Annotated in this window: 14 protein-coding genes; 8 read left to right on the forward strand and 6 right to left on the reverse strand. The window is 67.2% G+C overall.

Annotation, left to right across the window (positions count from 1 at the left end; genetic code table 11):
• The first annotated feature begins 101 nt into the window (after positions 1–101).
• From AASM09_RS04330 to AASM09_RS04360, 7 genes are all read left to right on the forward strand, one after another.
• Positions 102–2,267 (forward strand): S46 family peptidase, encoded by a 2,166-nt coding sequence (locus AASM09_RS04330; protein WP_049430324.1) that lies wholly within the window; start codon positions 102–104, stop codon positions 2,265–2,267.
• Positions 2,268–2,480: 213 nt separating this feature from the next.
• Entirely contained in the window at positions 2,481–3,125 is a 645-nt protein-coding gene (locus tag AASM09_RS04335; RefSeq protein WP_049430321.1) for a histidine phosphatase family protein, read from the forward strand.
• A 41-nt stretch (positions 3,126–3,166) separates the two neighbouring features.
• The gene (gene folC, locus AASM09_RS04340) at positions 3,167–4,438 is read left to right on the forward strand and encodes a bifunctional tetrahydrofolate synthase/dihydrofolate synthase (RefSeq protein ID WP_049430319.1); all 1,272 of its coding nucleotides are present in this window, start codon (positions 3,167–3,169) and stop codon (positions 4,436–4,438) included.
• A gap of 81 nt (positions 4,439–4,519) precedes the next feature.
• Positions 4,520–5,563 (forward strand): SPOR domain-containing protein, encoded by a 1,044-nt coding sequence (locus tag AASM09_RS04345; protein WP_049430317.1) that lies wholly within the window; start codon positions 4,520–4,522, stop codon positions 5,561–5,563.
• Between the two features lie 46 nt (positions 5,564–5,609).
• Positions 5,610–6,389: a CvpA family protein gene (locus tag AASM09_RS04350; protein ID WP_049430315.1), complete on the forward strand. Its 780-nt coding sequence runs from the start codon at positions 5,610–5,612 to the stop codon at positions 6,387–6,389.
• A 30-nt stretch (positions 6,390–6,419) separates the two neighbouring features.
• Positions 6,420–7,886, forward strand: coding sequence for an amidophosphoribosyltransferase (purF, locus tag AASM09_RS04355; RefSeq protein WP_049430313.1), 1,467 nt, complete (start codon positions 6,420–6,422; stop codon positions 7,884–7,886).
• A 9-nt stretch (positions 7,887–7,895) separates the two neighbouring features.
• Complete coding sequence (locus AASM09_RS04360) at positions 7,896–8,720, forward strand: ferritin-like domain-containing protein (RefSeq protein WP_049430311.1); 825 nt, start codon at positions 7,896–7,898, stop codon at positions 8,718–8,720.
• Between the two features lie 69 nt (positions 8,721–8,789).
• Here AASM09_RS04360 and AASM09_RS04365 read toward each other — a convergent pair whose 3' ends face one another.
• Entirely contained in the window at positions 8,790–10,247 is a 1,458-nt protein-coding gene (locus tag AASM09_RS04365; protein WP_049430309.1) for a phospholipase effector Tle1 domain-containing protein, read from the reverse strand.
• Between the two features lie 224 nt (positions 10,248–10,471).
• Between AASM09_RS04365 and AASM09_RS04370 the strand changes: the two genes are divergently transcribed.
• Positions 10,472–11,725, forward strand: coding sequence for a zinc-dependent metalloprotease (locus tag AASM09_RS04370; RefSeq protein WP_049430308.1), 1,254 nt, complete (start codon positions 10,472–10,474; stop codon positions 11,723–11,725).
• A 54-nt stretch (positions 11,726–11,779) separates the two neighbouring features.
• Here AASM09_RS04370 and lpxH read toward each other — a convergent pair whose 3' ends face one another.
• The 5 genes from lpxH to ppx form a co-directional block, all read right to left on the reverse strand.
• Complete coding sequence (gene lpxH / locus AASM09_RS04375; RefSeq protein ID WP_049430306.1) at positions 11,780–12,526, reverse strand: UDP-2,3-diacylglucosamine diphosphatase; 747 nt, start codon at positions 12,524–12,526, stop codon at positions 11,780–11,782.
• Positions 12,527–12,619: 93 nt separating this feature from the next.
• The gene (locus AASM09_RS04380) at positions 12,620–13,159 is read right to left on the reverse strand and encodes a phosphatase PAP2 family protein (RefSeq protein ID WP_005408251.1); all 540 of its coding nucleotides are present in this window, start codon (positions 13,157–13,159) and stop codon (positions 12,620–12,622) included.
• Positions 13,140–14,285 (reverse strand): glycosyltransferase family 4 protein, encoded by a 1,146-nt coding sequence (locus AASM09_RS04385; RefSeq protein ID WP_049430305.1) that lies wholly within the window; start codon positions 14,283–14,285, stop codon positions 13,140–13,142. The genes AASM09_RS04380 and AASM09_RS04385 overlap by 20 nt, the downstream gene beginning before the upstream one ends.
• Before the next feature lie 142 nt (positions 14,286–14,427).
• Entirely contained in the window at positions 14,428–17,352 is a 2,925-nt protein-coding gene (locus AASM09_RS04390; RefSeq protein ID WP_343368806.1) for a TonB-dependent receptor domain-containing protein, read from the reverse strand.
• Between the two features lie 399 nt (positions 17,353–17,751).
• A complete protein-coding gene (ppx, locus tag AASM09_RS04395; protein WP_049430300.1) occupies positions 17,752–19,278 on the reverse strand; it encodes an exopolyphosphatase in 1,527 nt (508 codons plus the stop codon).
• Positions 19,279–19,634 lie beyond the last annotated feature (356 nt).

Raw genomic sequence — 19,634 nt, forward strand, 5'->3', positions numbered from 1 at the left:
GTGCGCGTGGCAGAGCAAGAAGCAGGCCCATGACTTCCGGGGTTCGGGCCGGGGCAGGGCGGCGGGCTACAATCGAGGGTTCCACTACCAGGGGCCGCTCCATGCGCTCGAACCTGCTTGCATTTTCCATCGTCGCCAGCCTCGGGCTGGCCCAGGTCGCCCATGCCGCTGAAGGCATGTGGGTGCCGCAGCAGCTGCCGGAAATCGCCGGCCCGCTGCAGAAGGCCGGCCTGAAGCTGTCCCCGGAGCAGCTGTCCAACCTCACCGGCGACCCGATGGGCGCGGTGGTTGCGCTGGGCGGCTGCACCGCCAGCTTCGTTTCGCCGCAGGGCCTGGTGGTGACCAACCACCATTGCGCCTATGGCGCCATCCAGCTGAATTCGACCGCGCAGAAGAACCTGATCAAGGACGGCTTCAACGCCCCGAAGCACAGCGATGAACTGAGCGCCGGCCCGAACGCCCGCGTCTACGTGCTCGACCAGATCACCGACGTCACCGCGCAGGCCAAGGCCGCGATTGCCGCCGCCGGCAACGACCCGCTGGCCCGCAGCCGCGCGCTGGACGCCTTCGACAAGGCCCAGGTCGCCGCCTGTGAAGCCGAGGAAGGCTTCCGCTGCCGCCTGTACACCTTCTCCGGCGGCAACACCTACCGCCTGTTCCGCAACATGGAAATCAAGGACGTGCGCCTGGTCTACGCGCCCCCGGGCAGCGTCGGCAAGTACGGCGGCGACGTCGACAACTGGATGTGGCCGCGCCACACCGGTGACTTCTCGTTCTACCGCGCCTACGTTGGCAAGGACGGCAAGCCGGCGGCGTTCTCGGCCGACAACGTGCCGTACCAGCCCAAGCACTTCCTGAAGTTCACCGACCAGCCGCTGGGCGCCGGTGACTTCGTGATGGTGGCCGGCTATCCGGGCCGCACCAACCGCTACGCACTGGCCGGCGAATTCAACGAAACCGCCAACTGGACCTACCCGACCATCGCCAAGCACTACAACGCGGTGCTGAAGATGATCGACGAGGCCGGCAAGGCCGACGCCGACGTCAAGGTGAAGTACGCCGCCACCGCCGCCAGCATGAACAACGTGGCCAAGAACTACTCGGGCCAGCTGGAAGGCTTCAAGCGCATCGACGCGGCCGGCCAGAAGCAGGCGGAAGAAGCCGCTGTGCTGGCGTGGCTGAAGAAGCAGGGCGCCGCCGGCAAGCCGGCGCTGGCCGCGCACGCGCAGCTGGTCAAGCACCTGGACACCAGCAAGGCCACCCGCGAGCGTGACCTGTTCGTCGGCCAGTTCAACAACACCCAGGCGGTCAGCGCCGCCATCGGCCTGTATCGCCTGTCGATCGAGCGCACCAAGCCGGACGCCGAGCGCGAAGTCGGCTACCAGCAGCGCGACCTGCCGACCCTGGAAGGCGGCCTGAAGCAGATGGACCGCCGCTACGTGGCGAAGATGGACCAGCAGCTGCAGACCTACTGGCTGGACCAGTACGTCGCCCTGCCGGCCGCACAGCGCAACAATGACGTGCTGAACACCTGGCTGGGCGGCAGCGATGCCAACGCGGTCAAGGCGCTGGTCACCAAGCTGTCGGGCACCGAGCTGGGCAGCCTGGACGCGCGCCTGAAGTGGTTCAAGGCCGACCGCGCCGCGTTCGAAGCCAGCAGCGATCCGGCCATCCAGTACGCCGTGGCGATCATGCCGTCGCTGCTGAAGCAGGAAGAGCAGAAGAAGATCCGCGAAGGCGAGTCGCTGACCGCGCGCCCGCTGTACCTGCAGGCACTGGCCGACTACAAGAAGAGCCAGGGTGAGTTCGTGTACCCGGACGCCAACCTGTCGCTGCGCATCACCTTCGGCAACGTGATGGGCTATGAGCCCAAGGACGGCGTGGCCTACACCCCGTTCACCACGCTGGAAGGCATCGTCGCCAAGGACACCGGCGTGGATCCGTTCGATGCGCCCAAGGCGCTGCTCGATGCGGTCAAGGCCAAGCGCTACGGCGGCCTGGAAGACAAGCGGATCGGCTCGGTGCCGGTGAACTTCCTGTCCAACCTGGACATCACCGGTGGCAACTCCGGTTCGCCGGTGCTGGACGCCAACGGCAAGCTGGTCGGCCTGGCCTTCGACGGCAACTGGGAATCGGTCAGCTCCAACTGGGTGTTCGACCCGGTGATGACCCGCATGATCTCGGTCGACAGCCGCTACATGCAGTGGATCATGCAGGAGGTGGCGCCGGCACCGGAGCTGCTGAAGGAATTGAACCTGGCGAAGTAAGGTAGTGCCGGCCGCTGGCCGGCAACGCCGGCACGCCCGGTGCGCAATTCATCCACGCGTGGCGTGGATCTACCAACCCCGCGACCCACGTCGCGGGGTTTTTTCATGCCCGGCCCGGCCCGGTGCGCCGAACAGGTATCATCCCTGTTCCGCGTACTTCACAGGATGTGAACGAAACGCGGAAACCTCCTCCCCCCAGGACCCCTTGTTCGCATGCGCATCCTGCTTGCCCGTCACGGCGAAACGCCGTGGAACGCCGAAGGCCGCTACCAGGGCCAGATCGACATCCCGCTTTCGCCGATCGGTGAAGCCCAGGCCCAGGCACTGGGTGCCCGGCTGGCCTCGGTGGACATCACCCGTGCCGTCGCTTCGCCGCTGTCGCGCGCGCAGCGCACTGCGCAGCTGGCACTCGGCGCCGCCCGTGCCGACATGCTGCTGACCGAGCCGGAGCTGCAGGAAATCGCCCACGGTGAGTGGGAAGGCCTGCTGGCCAGCGAAATCAACGAAAAGGATCCGTCGCGCCTGCAGGCCTGGCGCGAGGAACCCGATACCGTGCTGATGCCCGGCGGCGAATCGCTGCGCCTGGTGCTGGAGCGCAGCTGGCGTGGGCTGGCGCGTGCCACCGAAGGCCTCGGCGAACACGACACCCTGCTGGTGGTTGCGCACGATGCGGTCAACCGCGTGATCCTGTGCAAGGTTCTGGGCCTGCCGATCTCCCGCCTGTGGACCTTCCGCCAGGCACCGACCACGCTCAACCTGCTCGAAGGCCCCGACCTGGACAGCCTGGAAGTGGTGCGCCTGAACGACTGCGCCCACCACACGCCGTTCTTCGGCGAAGCCAAGCACCGCGCCCTCTGATCCATCCCCCCGCATCAACTGCTTCTGCTGGAACCGCTGCCGTGACGAACACCCCGACCACCCTGGCCGACTGGCTGGACTACATTGAACGCCAGCACCCGGCGACCATCGACATGGGCCTGGAGCGCGTGCGCGCCGTGGCCACGGCGATGGGCCTGGGCGCGCCGGCCAAGCGCACCATCGTGGTCGGTGGCACCAACGGCAAGGGCTCCACCGTGGCTTTCATCGAAGCCATCGCGCGCGCCGCCGGCTGGAAGGTCGGCGCGTACACCTCGCCGCACCTGCTGCGCTACAACGAGCGCGTGCGCATCGACGGCCAGGACGTGGACGATGCCGCGCTGGTCGCTGCGTTCAATGCCATCGAGGCCGCGCGTGGCGAGACCACGCTGACCTATTTCGAGTACGGCACGCTGGCCGCGCTGCAGTTGTTCGCCGACGCCGGGCTGGACCTGGCGGTGCTGGAAGTGGGCCTGGGCGGTCGCCTCGATGCGGTCAACATCATCGACGCCGACGTGGCCGTGATCACCACCGTGGACATCGACCACGCCGAATGGCTGGGCGAGGATCGCGAGGCGATCGGGACCGAGAAGGCCGGCATCATCCGTGGCTGGAAGCCGGTGATCCTGGGCGAGACCGATCCGCCGTCGAGCGTGCTGCGCCGTGCCTATCTGGTCGGCGCCAATGCGATCCGTGGCGGCAGCGACTATTTCTACGAGCCGATCGATGCCCAGCGCTGGCGCTGGCGCGATGTCGGCCTGCGCATGGAACTGCCGACCCCGGCGCTGGCCGGCCCGATCCAGCTTGCCAACGCGGGTGCCGCCATCGCCGCGTTGCGCGCGCTGGACAAGCCGGTGCCGCGCGCGGCGTGGGCCGCCGGTGTCGCAGCGGCGCGCATTTCCGGCCGGCTTCAGGCATTCGAGCGCGATGGCGTGCAGATCCGTGTGGACGTGGGCCACAACCCGCAGGCCGCCGGCCAGCTCGCGCGTGCGCTGAAGGCCGAGGTCTCGGCCGGGCGCACCCTGGCGGTGTACGCCGCGCTGCAGGACAAGGACGCAGCGGGCGTGGTGCAGGCGCTGGAGGACGTGGTGGGCGAGTGGACCCTGGCCGGGCTGGAAGGCCCGCGTGGGCAGAGCGCCGCCCAGCTGCAGGCACGCCTGGCCGGCACTGCCGCCGCCACGGCGCTGCTGGCTGACAGCGTCGAACAGGCGCTGGCGCAGGTGCTGGCCCAGGCCGAGCGTGGGGACCGGGTACTGGTGTTCGGCTCCTTCCATACCGCCGCCGCCGCCCTGCAATGGCTGCAGGGCGCCACCTGATACGCGTTCAGCCAACGCCGACGCCGTCCGGTCCGGCACCCGTATAATCCATGGCAATCTCCGGACAGTTGCCTGCCTCACGTGGATACGCCTCTGAAACAGCGTCTGATTGGTGCCATCGTGCTGGTGGCACTGGCCGTGATTTTCCTGCCGATGCTGGTCAAGGGACCCGCACCGGACAGCGGCGTCGCCAGTGTGCCGATCGCCGCGCCGGATGCACCGGCCGATGGCCAGTTCGAAACCCGTGAACTGCCGCTGGTGGCCCCGGCGGGCGGTGCCACGGGGCTGCAGACCGGCCAGGCCAAACCGCTTGCGGAGGCCGCAGCGCCTGCCACGCCGCCGACCGTGGACACCTCGCCGGCGGTTGCCGCCGGCAACTATGCGGTCACCTTCGGTGCCTACGGCAGCAAGGCCGACGCCGACGCAGTGATCGCCTACCTGAAGCGCTCGCAGCTGCCGGGCTTCGCTGAAACGACGACCATCAACGGCCGCCAGGCATGGCGCGTGCGTGTCGGGCCGTATGCCGATCGCGCACAGGCCGAGGCGGCTCGCCTGCAGGCGGTGAAGATCCGCGCCGATGTAAAGGCCGAAGTGATCACCCTGGATGCCGCAGCGGGCAGCAGCGCCCCGGTGGCAGCCACCCCGGCACCGGCCACGCCAGGCGCCAGCACCCCGTCCGCAGCCACCGCGCCGTCGGCCAGCAGCAACCCGGTGCGCAGCGAAAGCCTGCCGCCGAGTACGCCGACCGCAACGACCACCCCGGCCGCCAAGCCGGAGCCGCCGAAGCCGGCGCCGAAGCCCGAAACCCCGAAGCCGGAGCCGAAGACGGATGCCGCCGCCAGCAAGCCGGCAACCGCCCCGACCACGCCCGCCGCACCGGCGGCCAGCGGCGTCGGCTTTGCCGTGCAGCTGGGCGCGTTCGGCCAGGCCAACGATGCCAACGCCCTGCGCGACAAGGTCCGGGCCGCGGGCTTCAGCGCCTTTGTCGAGCAGGTGCGCACTGAAAAGGGCACCCTGCATCGCGTCCGCGTCGGGCCGGTGGCCAACCGCGCCGATGCCGAGCAGCTGAAGGCGCAGGTCGCCGCCAAGGTCGGCGTGGCCGGCATGGTGCGACCGCACCCATGACCCACGCGCAGCCCCGTTGCCAGCGCCGCCGAAGGAGCGGGGCGCCATGATCGACGTGGTGCTGCTGATCGTGATCGCCGCCTCGGCCCTGCTGGGGATGCTGCGCGGCTTCGTCGGCATCGTCATCGGCACCCTGTCGTGGCTGCTGGCCGCGTGGGCGGCCTTCGCCTTCGGCAATGACGCGGCCCATTGGTGGGCCGCGCCGGCCGCACCGGGCGGTGAACACTTCGTTGGTGGCTACCTCGGCGTGGGCATCGGCGTGATGATCGTGGTCGCCGTGGTCGGCATGGTCATCAAGGCCCTGGTCCACCGCAGCATGCTGACGAGCCTGGATCGCCTGCTGGGTGGCGTGCTGGGCGTGGTCCGTGGCGGCCTGATCGCCGCGATCCTGCTGCTGCTGGGCAGTTTCACCCCGCTGACCGCCGAGCCTTCCTGGCAGCGTTCGGCAGTGCGCCCACTGCTGAACCCCACTGTTGCCTGGATGAACAGCAAGCTGCCGCACTGGGAGGTTCCCGGGGCCGATCTGCTGCCCAAGGCCTTGCCGACCGACGCGCTGTCCCCATCTGCATTGATGGAGTTGGGCAGGAACGCAGGCGCCGGGTTGGGAAAGCCGGGCGCGGCAGGCGATAATGGCATCCTCAACCAGGTAGTGGCAGGCAGCGGATGGCTGCGGCCTGCAAAAGCGGAACAGGGCGATTCCTACGATCCGGCCGAAGTGCGTCCGGACGCCCCAGCACTGCCGGACAGTATCGAGCCGGACGATCCGGCCAATGTCGACCGCAGGCGCGGCGACCACCGCGGCCAGGTACGGCCACCTTCCTTGTAACTGGGCACAGCCCAGCGGAGACCTCGCACCATGTGTGGCATCGTCGGAATCGTCGGCAACCAGAACGTCGCCGGGCAGTTGTATGACGGCTTGACCGTCCTCCAGCACCGTGGCCAGGACGCGGCGGGCATCGCCACCGCCAATGGCAGCCGCCTGCGCGTGCAGAAGGCCACCGGCCTGGTCCGCGATGTGTTCGATGCCCGCACCATGTCCACCCTGGAAGGCAGCGTCGGCATCGCCCATGTGCGTTACCCGACCGCCGGTTCGGAAGGCATGGACGAGGCGCAGCCGTTCTACGTCAATTCGCCGTACGGCATCGCGCTGGCCCACAACGGCAACCTGATCAATACCGAGGCGCTGCGCCAGCAGGTGTTCGAACAGGACCGCCGCAACGTCAACACCGATTCGGACAGCGAAGTGCTGCTGAACGTGTTCGCCTACGAACTGGAACAGCAGCGCCAGCTCAGCCCGGAAGCGGCCATCCGTGCCGTGGCCGGCGTGCACCGCCGCTGCAAGGGTGGCTATGCGGTGGTCAGCGTGGTGCTGGGCCTGGGCCTGGTCGCCTTCCGCGACCCGCATGGCATCCGCCCGCTGGTGCTGGGCAAGCGCAGCCATGCCGAAGGGGACGAGTACATCGTCGCCTCCGAATCGGCCGCACTGGACGTGCTGGGCTTCCAGCGCGTGCGCGACGTGCAGCCGGGCGAAGCACTGGTGATCACCGCGCGCGGCGAGCTGTTCTCGGAGATCTGCGCCGAGCCGGCCGAGCACACCCCGTGCATCTTCGAGTACGTGTACTTCGCGCGCCCGGATTCGATGATCGACAACGTGTCGGTGCACAAGGCGCGCATGCGCATGGGCATCAAGCTGGGCGAGAAGATCCTGCGCCTGCGCCCGGACCACGACATCGACACCATCATCCCGATCCCGGACACCTCGCGCGATGCCGCGCTGGAAATCTCCAACGTGCTCGGGGTGAAGTACCGCGAAGGCTTCATCAAGAACCGCTACATCGGCCGTACGTTCATCATGCCGGGGCAGGGCGAACGCGTGAAGTCGGTGCGTCGCAAGCTCAACCCGATCCACCTGGAGTTCCGCAACCGCGTGGTGCTGCTGGTGGACGACTCGATCGTGCGCGGCACCACCAGCCAGCAGATCGTGCAGATGGCCCGTGATGCGGGCGCACGCAAGGTCTACCTGGCCAGCGCCGCGCCGCCGGTGCGCTACCCGAACATCTACGGCATCGACATGCCGGCTGCAGAAGAACTGGTCGCGCACAACCGCAGCGTGGAAGAGATCGAAGCCCACCTGGGCTGCGACTGGCTGATCTACCAGGACCTGGAAGACATGGAAGCGGCAGTGAGCGAGGGCAACCCGGCGCTGCGCAACTTCGACTCGTCCTGCTTCAACGGCCATTACCCGACCGGCATCGAACCGGGCTACTTCGAGCGCATCCAGCAGCTGCGTTCGGACGACGCCAAGCACAAGCGCCGCGCCTGAGGTCCAGGCGTGGTTGATGTGCCCGACGTTGGTGGCGACCTGCTGCGCGCTGCGCAGCAGTGCCTGGCCGAAGCCGAACCTCTGCGCAAGGTTGCGCTGACCCAGGCCTACGCCGCTGCGTTCCGTGCCGGCCGCCTGAAGGTGGCCGCCGACGCGCTACCGCCGGAGCCGATCCGCATGCCGGGCCGGCCGACGCAGCTGGTGCTGGTGCACCCGCGCCAAGTGCCGCGGCGCGGACTGGGTGGTGTGGAAGGGCGGGCCGCTTTCATCCACGCCATCGCGCATATCGAACTCAACGCGATCGACCTGGCCTGGGATGCGGTATACCGCTTCCGCGGCCTGCCGTCGGCATTCCATGCCGACTGGGTCAGCTGCGCCGACGACGAATCGCGGCACTTCATGCTGCTGCGCGAGCGCCTGCAGGTGCATGGCCACGACTATGCCGACTTCCCCGCGCACAACGGGTTGTGGGAAATGTGCGAAAAGACCGCGCACGATGGCCTGGCACGCATGGCGCTGGTGCCGCGCGTGCTGGAAGCGCGAGGCCTGGACGTGACGCCGGGCATGATCGAGAAGCTGCGCAATGTCGGCGATGGCGAAACCGCCGATGTGCTGGAAGTGATCCTGCGCGAGGAAGTGGCGCACGTCGCTGCCGGTTCGCGCTGGTACCGCTGGTACTGCGATCGCGCCGGTGTCGAACCGCGCACACGTTTCAAGGAACTGCTGGTGGAGTACGCCGGCGGCTACCTGCACGGGCCGTTCAACATCGAAGCGCGCCTGCTGGCAGGGTTCGATGCGGATGAGCTCGCCAACCTGGTCGAGCAGGCGGGTTGAGAAAAAGGGGACGGAGGGGATTAAGTCGTTAATGCCACAAACGACTTAATCCCCTCCGTCCCCCTTTTCCTAAGCATTCGGCAGCACCACGCGCTTGCCGTCCACGGTCGGCCGATTGATGTAGAACAACCCCGGCCCTGGCCGGTACGGCAGTTCGCTGACGCCGGCATCGGCGGCGTAGGTCAGTGCGGTGTCGCCCAGCGCATCGAAATTCCAGTGTGCCGACTGCATCAGGTAGCGGCGGCGCAGCAGCATTTCCTGGGTCTGGGTCAGTGCCTGTCCGTCGACCAGCCGCCGTGCGATCGGCTGCAGGGCCGACGGCAGCTCCCACCCGGGAACTTCGGCGGCATTGGCGGTCCATTGCACGCCGGCATTGATGGCCTGCTGCTGCATCACCTGCAGTGCGATCAGCTGGTAGCGCCAGTCGATCCTCCGGCGCAGCACTACTGCAGCGGTCACATACAGCACCGGTGACAGCAGCACGCTGCGGCTGCCGGCACGGCGCTGCTGCTGCCATTGGTGCCAGACATCCACCCAGATCTCTTTTTCCCCAACGCCCAGCTGTTGCCGCCAGCGCTCGGCATCGGCCTGAGTTTCAGCGTAGGCCGTGGTCGCCTGCAGCAGGGCCAGCGGTGGCGTCTGGTAGTCAGCCACTGCTGGCCGACGCAGCTGTTGCCGGCGTGGACGACTGAGCAGCTTGGGGCCTTCCTCCAGCTGGTTGTAGCCACCACCGATGTTGGCATGCACGCCGGGCAGCGCGATCTCGGTGAACGGCGGTGCCACGCTGGTCAGCGCATAGTGCTGGCGATGTTCATCACGCGCGGTGAGCTGCACGACGTGGCGTGCGATGCCACTGCGCAGAGCCAGTTGCGGCTGCTCGTCGGCGCGGCCAACATTGACTGCGACTACGGTGTCGAACAGTCCGATGAAGCGCAGCACCGGTGTGGCGGGGGCGAAGTTCGCAGTGCAGGACAGGCCGGCGGTCTGCAGCAGCTGGCGCCAGCGCACGCTGTCCCAGCCCTGCAGTTGGTTGGCGATGTCACGTGCGGCAGCAGCACCGCGTGAATAACCGAACAGGTCCAGCTGCACCCCCTGCAGCGGTCGCTGCCAGCGTGCGGACAGTTCCGCCAGTGCGGTCGGCAGCAGCACCTGCAGCGCGCGCTGCACTTTCGCCCGCACGCCGCTGGCACCGACTCCGAAGGCCAGCCCGATCAGATCGTCGTCGGCATCATCGCGGGTACCCACGCCTTCGACATAGATCGACAACGAGGGGGCGGCCACCGCATCACGGCGGCTGTCGGGATACAGCTGCTGCAGGCGCGCGATGTTGGTCAGGCCGTTGTCGTAGCTGCTGGTCAGCCGGCTCTGGTAGGTCGAATCATCATCGGCCCGCAGCTGCGCCGGCCGCGGCTGCGGGACCTGCGGGCGACCGCGCGCCAGGTTGTGTGCGTTGTTGCGGGTGCCGTCGAAGAACAGGCCGATCCGCAGCAAGCCGACATCTTCGTCCGTGTCCTGCGATGGTGCCATGTGCATTCCCCGTCGTGGCTGCGTCACGGTAGCGCGAAAGCGGTGTATTGGCGAAGTGTAGTGACGCTATTGACCTCACTGAACGCAGATGCGGTCGATCACAGTTCCTGATTTTCATTCCCATCTTCTATTGAATTCACACGACCCGCGCAGGCCATATGGCCAAACCCGGCAAACCGGGCGTGCTGCATCAACGCTGTTCACATCATTCAAGGAGCGACGCAATGTTGTCCAGATCGATTGGCAAAGCGGCAGGTGGCCTCGTGTTGGGTTTGTCGGTGGCAGCGGCCGCGCATGCGGCACCGTTGTTCGAACCGGTAACGGTCATCAGCCGCGCATCGGCAAACAGTGAGCCTGCCCTGGGCAAGCTGCTGGCCACCCCGTCCACGGCGACGGTGCAGGAAGTGCGTGTCGACGCGGCGGCCACCGCGCAGCCGCAGCTGGAATTCGAGCTGCTCGGCAAGCGCGTGCAGGCGGTGCGCAGCAAGGTCGAAGCGCTGCCCGACGGCGGCAGCATCTGGTACGGCCAGTTCCGTTCGCCGTCCGACCGGCTGACCGCGGCCACCTCCAACGGCCAGGACGATCCGGGCAATTCGCTGATCCTGGTGCGTTCGGGCGACACCATCACCGGTTCGATCCGCAAGGACGGCAAGCTCTATCGCCTGCGTCCGCTGGGCAACCGCCACGTGCTGGTGGAAGTGGACGAATCGCGGATGCCGGCCGATCACCCGGCCGATTACAACCAGCTGCCGAAGATCCCGATGGCCGACAACGACCACATCGGCATCGCGCAGGCTTCGTCCGGCACGCCGGCGACGATCCGCGTGCTGGTGGTGGCGACCAATGCCGCGGTCACTGCCTATGGCGGCAACATGCAGTCGCTGGTGCAGCTGGCGGTGGCCGAGTCCAACCAGGGCTACACCAACAGCAACGTTGGCCTTACCCTGCAACTGGCCGGTTACGAGACCACCAGCTACACCGAGTCCGGCAACTTCACCACTGATCTAACCCGCTTCCGCGGCACCAGCGATGGTTTCATGGACAGCATCCACACCAGCCGCAACAACACGGCGGCCGACGTGGGTGTACTGCTGATCAACAACAGTGCCTACTGTGGCCTCGCTTCGGGCATTGGCTCTACCGCATCGACCGCGTTCGCAGCGGTGTACTGGGATTGCGCGACCGGGTACTACTCCTTCGCGCACGAGATCGGCCACCTGCAGAGCGCGCGGCATGACATCGCCACCGACTCCAGCACCTCGCCCTACGCCTATGGCCACGGCTACCGCTATGAACCGGCCACCGGCACCGGCTGGCGCACGATCATGGCCTACAACTGCACCCGCAGCTGCCCGCGCCTGAACTACTGGTCCAACCCGAACATCAGCTACAACGGCATCCCGATGGGCAACGCCAGTACCGCCGACAACCAACGCGTGCTGGTCAACACCAAGGCCACCATCGCGGCCTTCCGCTGAGTCCGTACGGTCCGCGGCCGCCTTGCGCGGCCGCGGATTTCCTGCCGGCGGGAATTACCCGCGGGCGAGGGTATCCAGCGACCAGCCGCTGGCGTCCACGCGCAGCACCGAACCCTGCTCGTACCAGTCGCCCAGCACGATGCGGGTGCAGGCGCGACCACCCGCCTGCAGCGAGTGGATCGCCGGACGATGGGTGTGGCCATGGATCATGGTGTCCACGCCATGGCGCACGAAGGTGGCATCGACTTCGGACAGAGCCACGTCGGTGACGGTCTCGAACTGCGCGCGATCACCCTGCTTCATTTCCGACTGGCGGGCCTGGCTGGCTTCGCGCGCCTTCTGCGCGAAGGCGATACGCGCGGCCAGCGGCTGTGACAGGAACTGTGCCTGGAACACCGGGTCACGGGTCTGTGCACGGAACTGCTGGTAAGGAATGTCATCGGTGCACAGCAGGTCACCGTGCTGCAGCAGCACCGGGCGACCGTAGAGGTCGATCATGCACGGGTCGGGCAGGATGCGCAGGCCGGCGCGACGCGCGTAGTCCTCGCCAAGCAGGAAGTCACGGTTGCCGCGGATGAAGTACACCGGCACGCCACTGTCGGACAGTACCTTCAGTGCATCGGCCACCGCATCGGCGGCGGGCGAGGGCGTGTCGTCGCCGATCCAGGCTTCGAACAGGTCGCCGAGGATGTACAGCGCATCGGCGCCGGGTGCCTGCTCGCGCAGGAAGCGCAGGAACAGGTCGGTGATCTCCGGACGGCTGGGGTCCAGGTGCAGGTCGGAAATGAACAGCGTGGTCATGCGGGCATTCTAGGGCATCAACGATGACGGCAGCGACGCCGGCATCGTGGGGCCAGAACCCTCTCCAAAGGAGAAGGGATCTGCCCCCGGGGGCTACACCGGCAACGGCAACCAGGCCAGGCTGGCCGAGGCCAGCCCGATGGCGATGCCGGTGGCGGCCAGCACGTCGGACGGGTAGTGCAGGCCCAGTACCACCCGCGACAGCGCCACGCCCGCCGTGAACGGCACCAGCAGTGGCGCCAGCCACGGGTAGTAGGCCAGCGCCACGATGGTGAACGACACTGCGTGCAGGGTATGCCCGGAAGGGAAGCTGAACTCGTCCAACGGTGCCACCCAGGCGCGGATGCGCAGGTCGGCGGCATACGGGCGCGGTCGCCGGGTCCAGCGCTTGAGGCCCTTGTACAGCAACAGCGCGGCCAGGCCGGTGGCGGCCATGTGCACGGATGCGCGCAGGCCGTCGAAGCCATCAAGCAGCACCAGCGCGCCCATCAGCACATACCAGAACACACCATCACCGAGCCGGCTGATGACCGCGAACAGGCGGCGCACGCGGCGACGTCGGCAGTAGTGGTTGGCCCGCCGGCACAGGCGTGCCTCGCGGTCGGCCAGCAGTTCAAGCCGCGTTGTGCGCATGGCCGGTCCTCCGCGACTGGGCCAGTTCGGCCAGCAGGGCGTCGAACTCCGCCACCACCTGCTGCGGATGCAGACGCTTCATGGCGCGTGCGGCGTTGTTGCCCAGCACGTGGCGCTGTGCGTCATCCGCGGCCAGTTGCACGGCCGCTTCGATGAACTGCTCATCGTTGTCCACTGCGGCGCCATTCTCGCCATTGCGCAGGTACTCGCGCGCAGCGCCGTAGTCGAAGGCCACCGTTGCCACGCCACTGGCCATGCTTTCAAGGGTCACGTTGCCGAAGGTCTCGCTGCGGCTGGGGAACAGGAACAGATCGCCGCTGGCGAAATGACGTGCAAGGGCTTCGCCACGCTGGATGCCGCAGAAGATGAAGTCGGGATTCTCGTGCGCCAGTTTTTCGCGGGCCGGGCCATCGCCCACCCACACGAAGCGCGCCTTGGGACGGATCTGCTGCAGCCGGCGGAATGCTTTCACCGCCAGGCCGAGGTTCTTCTCGGCGGCGATTCGGCCGACGTAGATCGCCACCAGGCCGTTGCCGTCCACGCCCCACTCCTCGCGCAGCGCAGGGTCACGGCGGCTCGGATCGAACTGCTGGCTGTCGACCGCACGTGCCAGCAGGCGTACGCGTTCGAAACCCTGTTCGCCGAGGAACTGCTGCAGTTCGCGGGTGGGTACCAGCGTCGCATCGGCCTGGTTGTGGAAGCGGCGCATCCAGCGCATCGCGGCGGCCTGCAGCCAGGCCACGCCGTAATCGGGCAGGTACTCGTCGAAGCGGGTGTGGAAGCCGCTGGCCACCGGGATGCCGAGGCGCCGTGCGGTGCGCACCGCCGACCAGCCCAGTGGGCCTTCGGTGGCGACATAGACGGCATCCGGGCGTTGCTGCTGCCAATGGCGGCCGAGCCGGATCGGTGCCGGCATGCCGAAGCGCAGGCCGGGGTAGCGCGGAAGGGCGGCGCCGGGAACCAACAGGGTGCCCGGGGCGGAGTCCAACGCTTCGTTGGCCTGGCGGGGCCGGATCAGGTCGATCTCATGGCCGGCGTTGCGCAGTCCCTGCTCCAGTCCCTGCACGGTGAGGGCAACGCCGTTAACTTCCGGCGGATAGGTCTCGGTGACGATGGCATAGCGCATGGCGGGCCTCCGGGTTTCCGGCATGCTCGGGTCTGGCGATGTAGCCGATATGACCGCTTTGCGACCAGTAGATGACGCGGTCGGGGGCCCTCGCCACCACGGCCCCGAGGGGCCATGGTGGGCACCGTGTTTGGTGCGTGGATCAGAAGCGCTGCTGGTATTTCATATAGATGAAACGGCCGATGTCGAAGCCGCCGTAATAGGAAAAGTTGGAACTCGGCTGGCTGTACATGACCGGCCCCTGGCGGCCGAACACGTTGTTGGCACCGATCGAAACGGTGGCGTCCCATGGCAGGTTGTAGCGCGCCTGCACGTCATGGAAGGTGACCGATCCACGACGGTTGTAGTCGTGCGTACCGCTGAACCACGGCGCGCGCTGGCCGGGGTGGGAACACTCGTTCGGATAATCCTCCGCGCCCAGGCAGCGTTCCTTGACCGCGGAGAAGTAGCGCAGTCCCCAGGTCAGGCCGAGATTGCCATGCTCCCAGCCCAGCGATGCGTTGGAGCGAACGCGGAAGCCGATGCCGCCGTTGGTGGCGATGCCGTTGCTGGGGATGGCCGGTACGCCGGCTTCGTTGGTGGTCTTCTCTTCGGCGTTGACCACATAGGTGGTCTTCCAGTCGGCGCTCAACGTGCCCCAGCGGGTTTCGACCTTGTGGCCAATCTCCAGGTCATAGCCTTCCGCCTGGCGGAAGCCGCTGTTGCGGTTGCCGTAGTTGAGCTTGTTGACAATGCCCAGCTCCGGATCGCGGGTGAAGCTGCCGCAGCGCTCGGCGATGCCCAGCTCGTAGCAGTCGCGGAGGATGTCATTGGGATGATCGGAAACGATGGTGTTGTCGATGCGGATCCTCCACCAGTCCAAAGCGATGTTCAGCCCTTCGGCAAACGTCGGGCTCCAGACCAGGCCCAGCGTGCGGCTGGTCGAGGTTTCCGGCTGCAGGTCCGGATTGGAGCCGTTGGTGAAGGGCAGGGGCGTCTGTCCACTGCTACCGGTGATGGGTTCATTGCCCTGGCCGAGCTGGCGGTAGGTGTCGGCATTGGCGATGTCGGCGGCGCAGCGCGCGCGCACTTCAGGACTGCTGGCCGCTGCACCGTAGACCGTGTCGCAGGGGTCGCGGAAGCCGGTGGTGAACGTCTCCGAGCCGCCGCCGTAAAGGTTGGCGATGGTTGGCGCGCGGAAGCCCTGGGCCCAGGTGCCGCGGACCAGCAGCTGATCGATGGGCTTCCAGGTGACGCCGAACTTGCTGTTGAGGGTTCCGCCGAAGGTGGAGTAGTCCGAGTACCGCGTGGCCGCGTTGAGGGTCAGCTCGCGGGCACCGGCGAGGTCGCGCAGCACCGGCACGCTCAGCTCCAGGTAGGCTTCGTCGACACGGTAGCTGCCGCCGGTCGGGCCGGCTGCCAGGTTGGTGGTGGCACCGGTCTGCGCCAGCGGGTCGGGGATGAAGCGACCGTCCTCACGACGGCTCTCCGCGCCCACTGCGAAGCCGAGTTCACCTGCCGGCAGAGTGGCCAGGCTGCCGCTGAGGTTGGCGAACAGATTGCGGGTGGTGGTGCGCCCGCGGGTGAGTTCTTCCGGGAACAGCCACTCCTGCAGTTCGGGATTGCCGGTCAGCCCATAAGGATCATTCTGGCCCTCCGGAACCAGCGGATTCCACGGCTTGCAGCCGGCAATCGGTGCTTCCGGGGTGCCACATTCAACCCTGCCGGTTTCCGGGTTGAAGAACGAGGGGCCGGTGGCATCGGCCACGCGCTGTTTGTGCAGGTTGCCGGTGGCACGTTGGGTCAGCTCACTGCGGTTGTACTGGTAGCCCGCTTCCCAGTCGAAGTCGCGACCGCCGAATTCGAAGTTGCCCTCGAATGCCGCGACGGCCTGCCAGGTGGTCAGATCGCTGGTGCTGACGCGAGGAATTTCCCAGGTACGGCGGTTCCAATGCACATCACTGGGCGTGTCGTAGCCGTGGTGGCTGCCGAACGGGTTGAACCAGCTGTCGGCGGACATCGGGGTGATGCCGGCTGGGCCGGACTGGAAGGGGTAGCCGGCGATCTGGCGCGTGGTGGTGCGCCGGTTGTAGGCCAGCTGCGTGTTGAAACGGACCTGGTCGTTCAGATCCACGCGCGCATCGACGAAGATCGAATCGCGCTTGATCGGCGTCTGCAGATGCATCTGCTCGTTGCTGTTGCTGACATCACCGGTGAATGGTGTGTTGTCGCTGAGGTGGAAGCTGTCCGGTCCACCCGGCAGGCTGCCACGGTCGAGCGAATAGCTGCAGCCCCGGCTGTTGCTGCAGCCGGGGCCCTTGAAGCCGGTGATGCGGCCCCACTGGCCGACCGTGGTCCAGCCGTCATCCGCGTGGCGGTCGGTATAGGTATAGGCACTGAAGCCACGGTCCCTGGCCCAGACGCCCTTTTCTTCGACATGTTCGGCAGCAATGCTGATGGAAGCACGGTCATTGGACCAGCCGGCAACCACGTCGTACTGGGTGCGTGCGCCGTCGCCTTCACTGTATTGGCCGTGATAGACGTTGGCGGTGACGCCTTCGACGTTGCGGCGGGTGATGATGTTCACCACGCCGGCCATCGCATCGGACCCGTAGATGGCCGAGGCACCGTCCTTGAGCACTTCCATGCGTTCCACCGCAGCGGCGGGAATGCTGGAAATGTCCTGGTATCCGCTGGTGGTCATGCCCAGCCGCTTGCCGTTGACCAGCACCAGGGTGCGCTGCGCACCGAGGCCGCGCATGTCCACGTAGCTGCCGCCGGCGGCTTCGCCGGCGCTCAGTGGGCTGGCGCGGCTCAATGCCGGACTGCCGGTCGCAGTCAGGTTCTGCAGGATGTCGGCAACGGAGTTGAAGCCCTGTCGCTCGATGTCGGCGCGGCTGACGGTCAGCACCGGCTGTGCGGTTTCCAGGTCGACCTGGCGGATGCGTGAGCCGGTGATCTCGATGCGGTCCAGCGTGGTGGCTTCGGGGGCCTGCTGCGCGAAGGCAGGAGCCGCCAGGGCAGTGGTTGCCGTCATCGCAAGTGCACGACGGATCGCCAACCCGAGTTCGGGAATACGGATGGTCATGGGTCTCTCTCTCTCTCTCAGTCTTCGAAGTCTTCGGTGCGCGGCCAAGCGGGCTGCGCCAACGCCACCGCAGGCGGTGGTTGTTCGAACCTAGTGAAGGAGGAGGGGGAGAGGTATGGGAAATGGACGAAATCGCCATGGCACGGCATGACGCTTCCGCACAAACCGGAAGTGAATCAATCGATTGATCTGATCGACGTGGGAGCGACGGACGAAGCATCCTCGCCTCGACTCTGGACTGAAAGCGTCATGGCAATTGCAGGGAGCGACAACCTGCGCGGAAACAGAAAAAAACCACGGCCCCGAAGGGCCGTGGTCGTAGAGCTTCAACAGCTTGTCGAACACGCGCGGAGGAGGCCTAAGGCGACGCGTTCTGACGCGCCGCTCTGGCAGTAGGGATCAGGCCACGAACGGACGGAACTGGATGCCCAGGCCGGCGAGGCCGTCGGTCTCACCGATCAGGTCGGCGCGGAGCAGCGGGCGGGCGTCGATGAAGGCCTGCGGCACGATCAGCGACAGGCGGTTGTCGTCGGCGGTCAGTTCCAATGCCGGCAGCGGATCGTCCTCGTGGGCACGGTTGAGCAGTACCGCCAGGCGCAGCAGGGCGGCCAGCCGGCGTGCAGTCAGCAGCAGGCGCTCGGGCAGGGGGTCGAAGGCGGTCTTGGTCACGCTGCGGCGATGACTGCGTACCAGTGCCGCCAGCATCTGCTGCTCCTGCCGCGAGAAGCCGGCGATGTCCGAGTGCTCCAGCACGTAGCTGCCATGCACGTGGTAGCCGCTGTGGGCAATCATCAGGCCCAGTTCGTGCAGGCGCGCGGCCCAGCCGAGCATGCGTGCGTCGTCGGCGTCGAGCTTCCAGCGCTCCTGCACCTGCTCCAGCAGCGACAGCGCGGTGTCCTGCACGCGGTCGGCCTGTACCGTGTCGATGCCGTAGCGCTGGCTGAGCGCGGCCACCGATTCGTCACGCAGGTCGTTCTCACCGGCGCGGCCGACGATGTCGTACAGGATGCCTTCGCGCATCGCCGCCTTGCTGACCAGCAGTTTCTGCAGGCCCAGTGCCTGGAAGGCGGCCTCCAGCACCAGGATGCCGCCGGCAATGATCGGGCGGCGGTCGCTGGACAGGCCCGGCAACTGGATGTCGTCGATCTTCTTGGCCTTCAGCAGTTCGTCGCGCAGTTGGGGCAGGGCCTCGGCGGTGATCGCGCCCTTGCTCAGCTTCATCGTTGCGCAGATCTCGCTGATCGCCTTGTGCGTGCCCGAGGAGCCGAGGGCTTCCTGCCAGCCCAGTGCGCGGTACTTGCTGGCGAAGGGCTGGAACTCGCGGCCGATCTCGGCCAGCGCATCCTTCCAGCGCTTCTTGCTCAGCTTGCCACCCGGGAAGAAGCGGCGGGTGCTGGCGATGCAGCCGGCCTGCAGGCTCTCGCGCTCCAGGGTCTGCATGCCCATGCCGATGATGAACTCGGTGGAGCCACCGCCAATGTCGATGACCAGGCGGCGCTGGCCGGGTTTGGGCGGTTGCGCGTGGGCCACGCCGAGGTAGATCAGGCGTGCTTCTTCGCGGCCGCTGACCACTTCAATGGCATGCCCCAGCGCGGTTTCGGCCGGGACCAGGAACGACTGCGGCGAGCGCAGCTGGCGTACGGTGTTGGTGGCCAATGCGCGTACCCGGTGCGGCGGCACATTGCGGATGCGCTGGCCGAAACGGGCCAGGCATTCCAGCGCGCGCTGCCGTGCAGCGGCGGAGAGGCCACCTTTGCCATCCAGGCCGTCGGCCATGCGCACCGTCTCGCGCAGGCGGTCGATCACCCGCAGCTGGCCGAGCGTGTAGCGCGCGATGACCATGTGGAAACTGTTGGAGCCAAGGTCGATGGCGGCCAGCAGGTCGCCATCCTGCAATGCGGGCGGAGTCGTGGTGGTATGCGGCATGGGCGAATGTTAGCCGAAGGGGCGGTGTGCTCGTCACCGCGTGGCCTTCACATTTTGGAAGAGGGAGTGCGGCAGGGCTGCGCCCTGCACCTGCAGAGGCCAGAGCAACGGCAACAGCAACAGCGGGCTATCCGTGGGATGGCGGGGTGGGTCCGATGGCAGGGGACGCCGTGAACCCCCAGGCCGGCCCAGCCGCTGGCGGCTGGGCGTTCGGGCGCTCGCGAAGCAGTGCTTCGCAAGCAAAGCGCCCTCACCCATGGGGGCTTGGTCGCCGCTTGCTCGTGTGCGCAGTCCTGCGCACACGGCAAGACCGGGGTTGGGCGTCCTGCCCAACCCGCCCGAGGCATGCCTCGGGC

The organism is Stenotrophomonas maltophilia (assembly GCF_039555535.1).
Lineage (GTDB): Bacteria > Pseudomonadota > Gammaproteobacteria > Xanthomonadales > Xanthomonadaceae > Stenotrophomonas > Stenotrophomonas maltophilia_Q.

Bases quoted from the DNA above. Each gene is read 5' to 3' on its own strand.
- lpxH (WP_049430306.1), bottom strand. From the start codon at position 12,526: ATGACCACGCTGTTCATTTCCGACCTGCACCTGGACCCCAGCCGTCCG.
- purF (WP_049430313.1), top strand. From the start codon at position 6,420: ATGTGTGGCATCGTCGGAATCGTCGGCAACCAGAACGTCGCCGGGCAG.
- ppx (WP_049430300.1), bottom strand. From the start codon at position 19,278: ATGCCGCATACCACCACGACTCCGCCCGCATTGCAGGATGGCGACCTG.
- AASM09_RS04330 (WP_049430324.1), top strand. From the start codon at position 102: ATGCGCTCGAACCTGCTTGCATTTTCCATCGTCGCCAGCCTCGGGCTG.
- AASM09_RS04385 (WP_049430305.1), bottom strand. From the start codon at position 14,285: ATGCGCTATGCCATCGTCACCGAGACCTATCCGCCGGAAGTTAACGGC.
- AASM09_RS04350 (WP_049430315.1), top strand. From the start codon at position 5,610: ATGATCGACGTGGTGCTGCTGATCGTGATCGCCGCCTCGGCCCTGCTG.
- AASM09_RS04335 (WP_049430321.1), top strand. From the start codon at position 2,481: ATGCGCATCCTGCTTGCCCGTCACGGCGAAACGCCGTGGAACGCCGAA.
- AASM09_RS04370 (WP_049430308.1), top strand. From the start codon at position 10,472: ATGTTGTCCAGATCGATTGGCAAAGCGGCAGGTGGCCTCGTGTTGGGT.
- AASM09_RS04380 (WP_005408251.1), bottom strand. From the start codon at position 13,159: ATGCGCACAACGCGGCTTGAACTGCTGGCCGACCGCGAGGCACGCCTG.
- AASM09_RS04390 (WP_343368806.1), bottom strand. From the start codon at position 17,352: ATGACCATCCGTATTCCCGAACTCGGGTTGGCGATCCGTCGTGCACTT.
- AASM09_RS04365 (WP_049430309.1), bottom strand. From the start codon at position 10,247: ATGGCACCATCGCAGGACACGGACGAAGATGTCGGCTTGCTGCGGATC.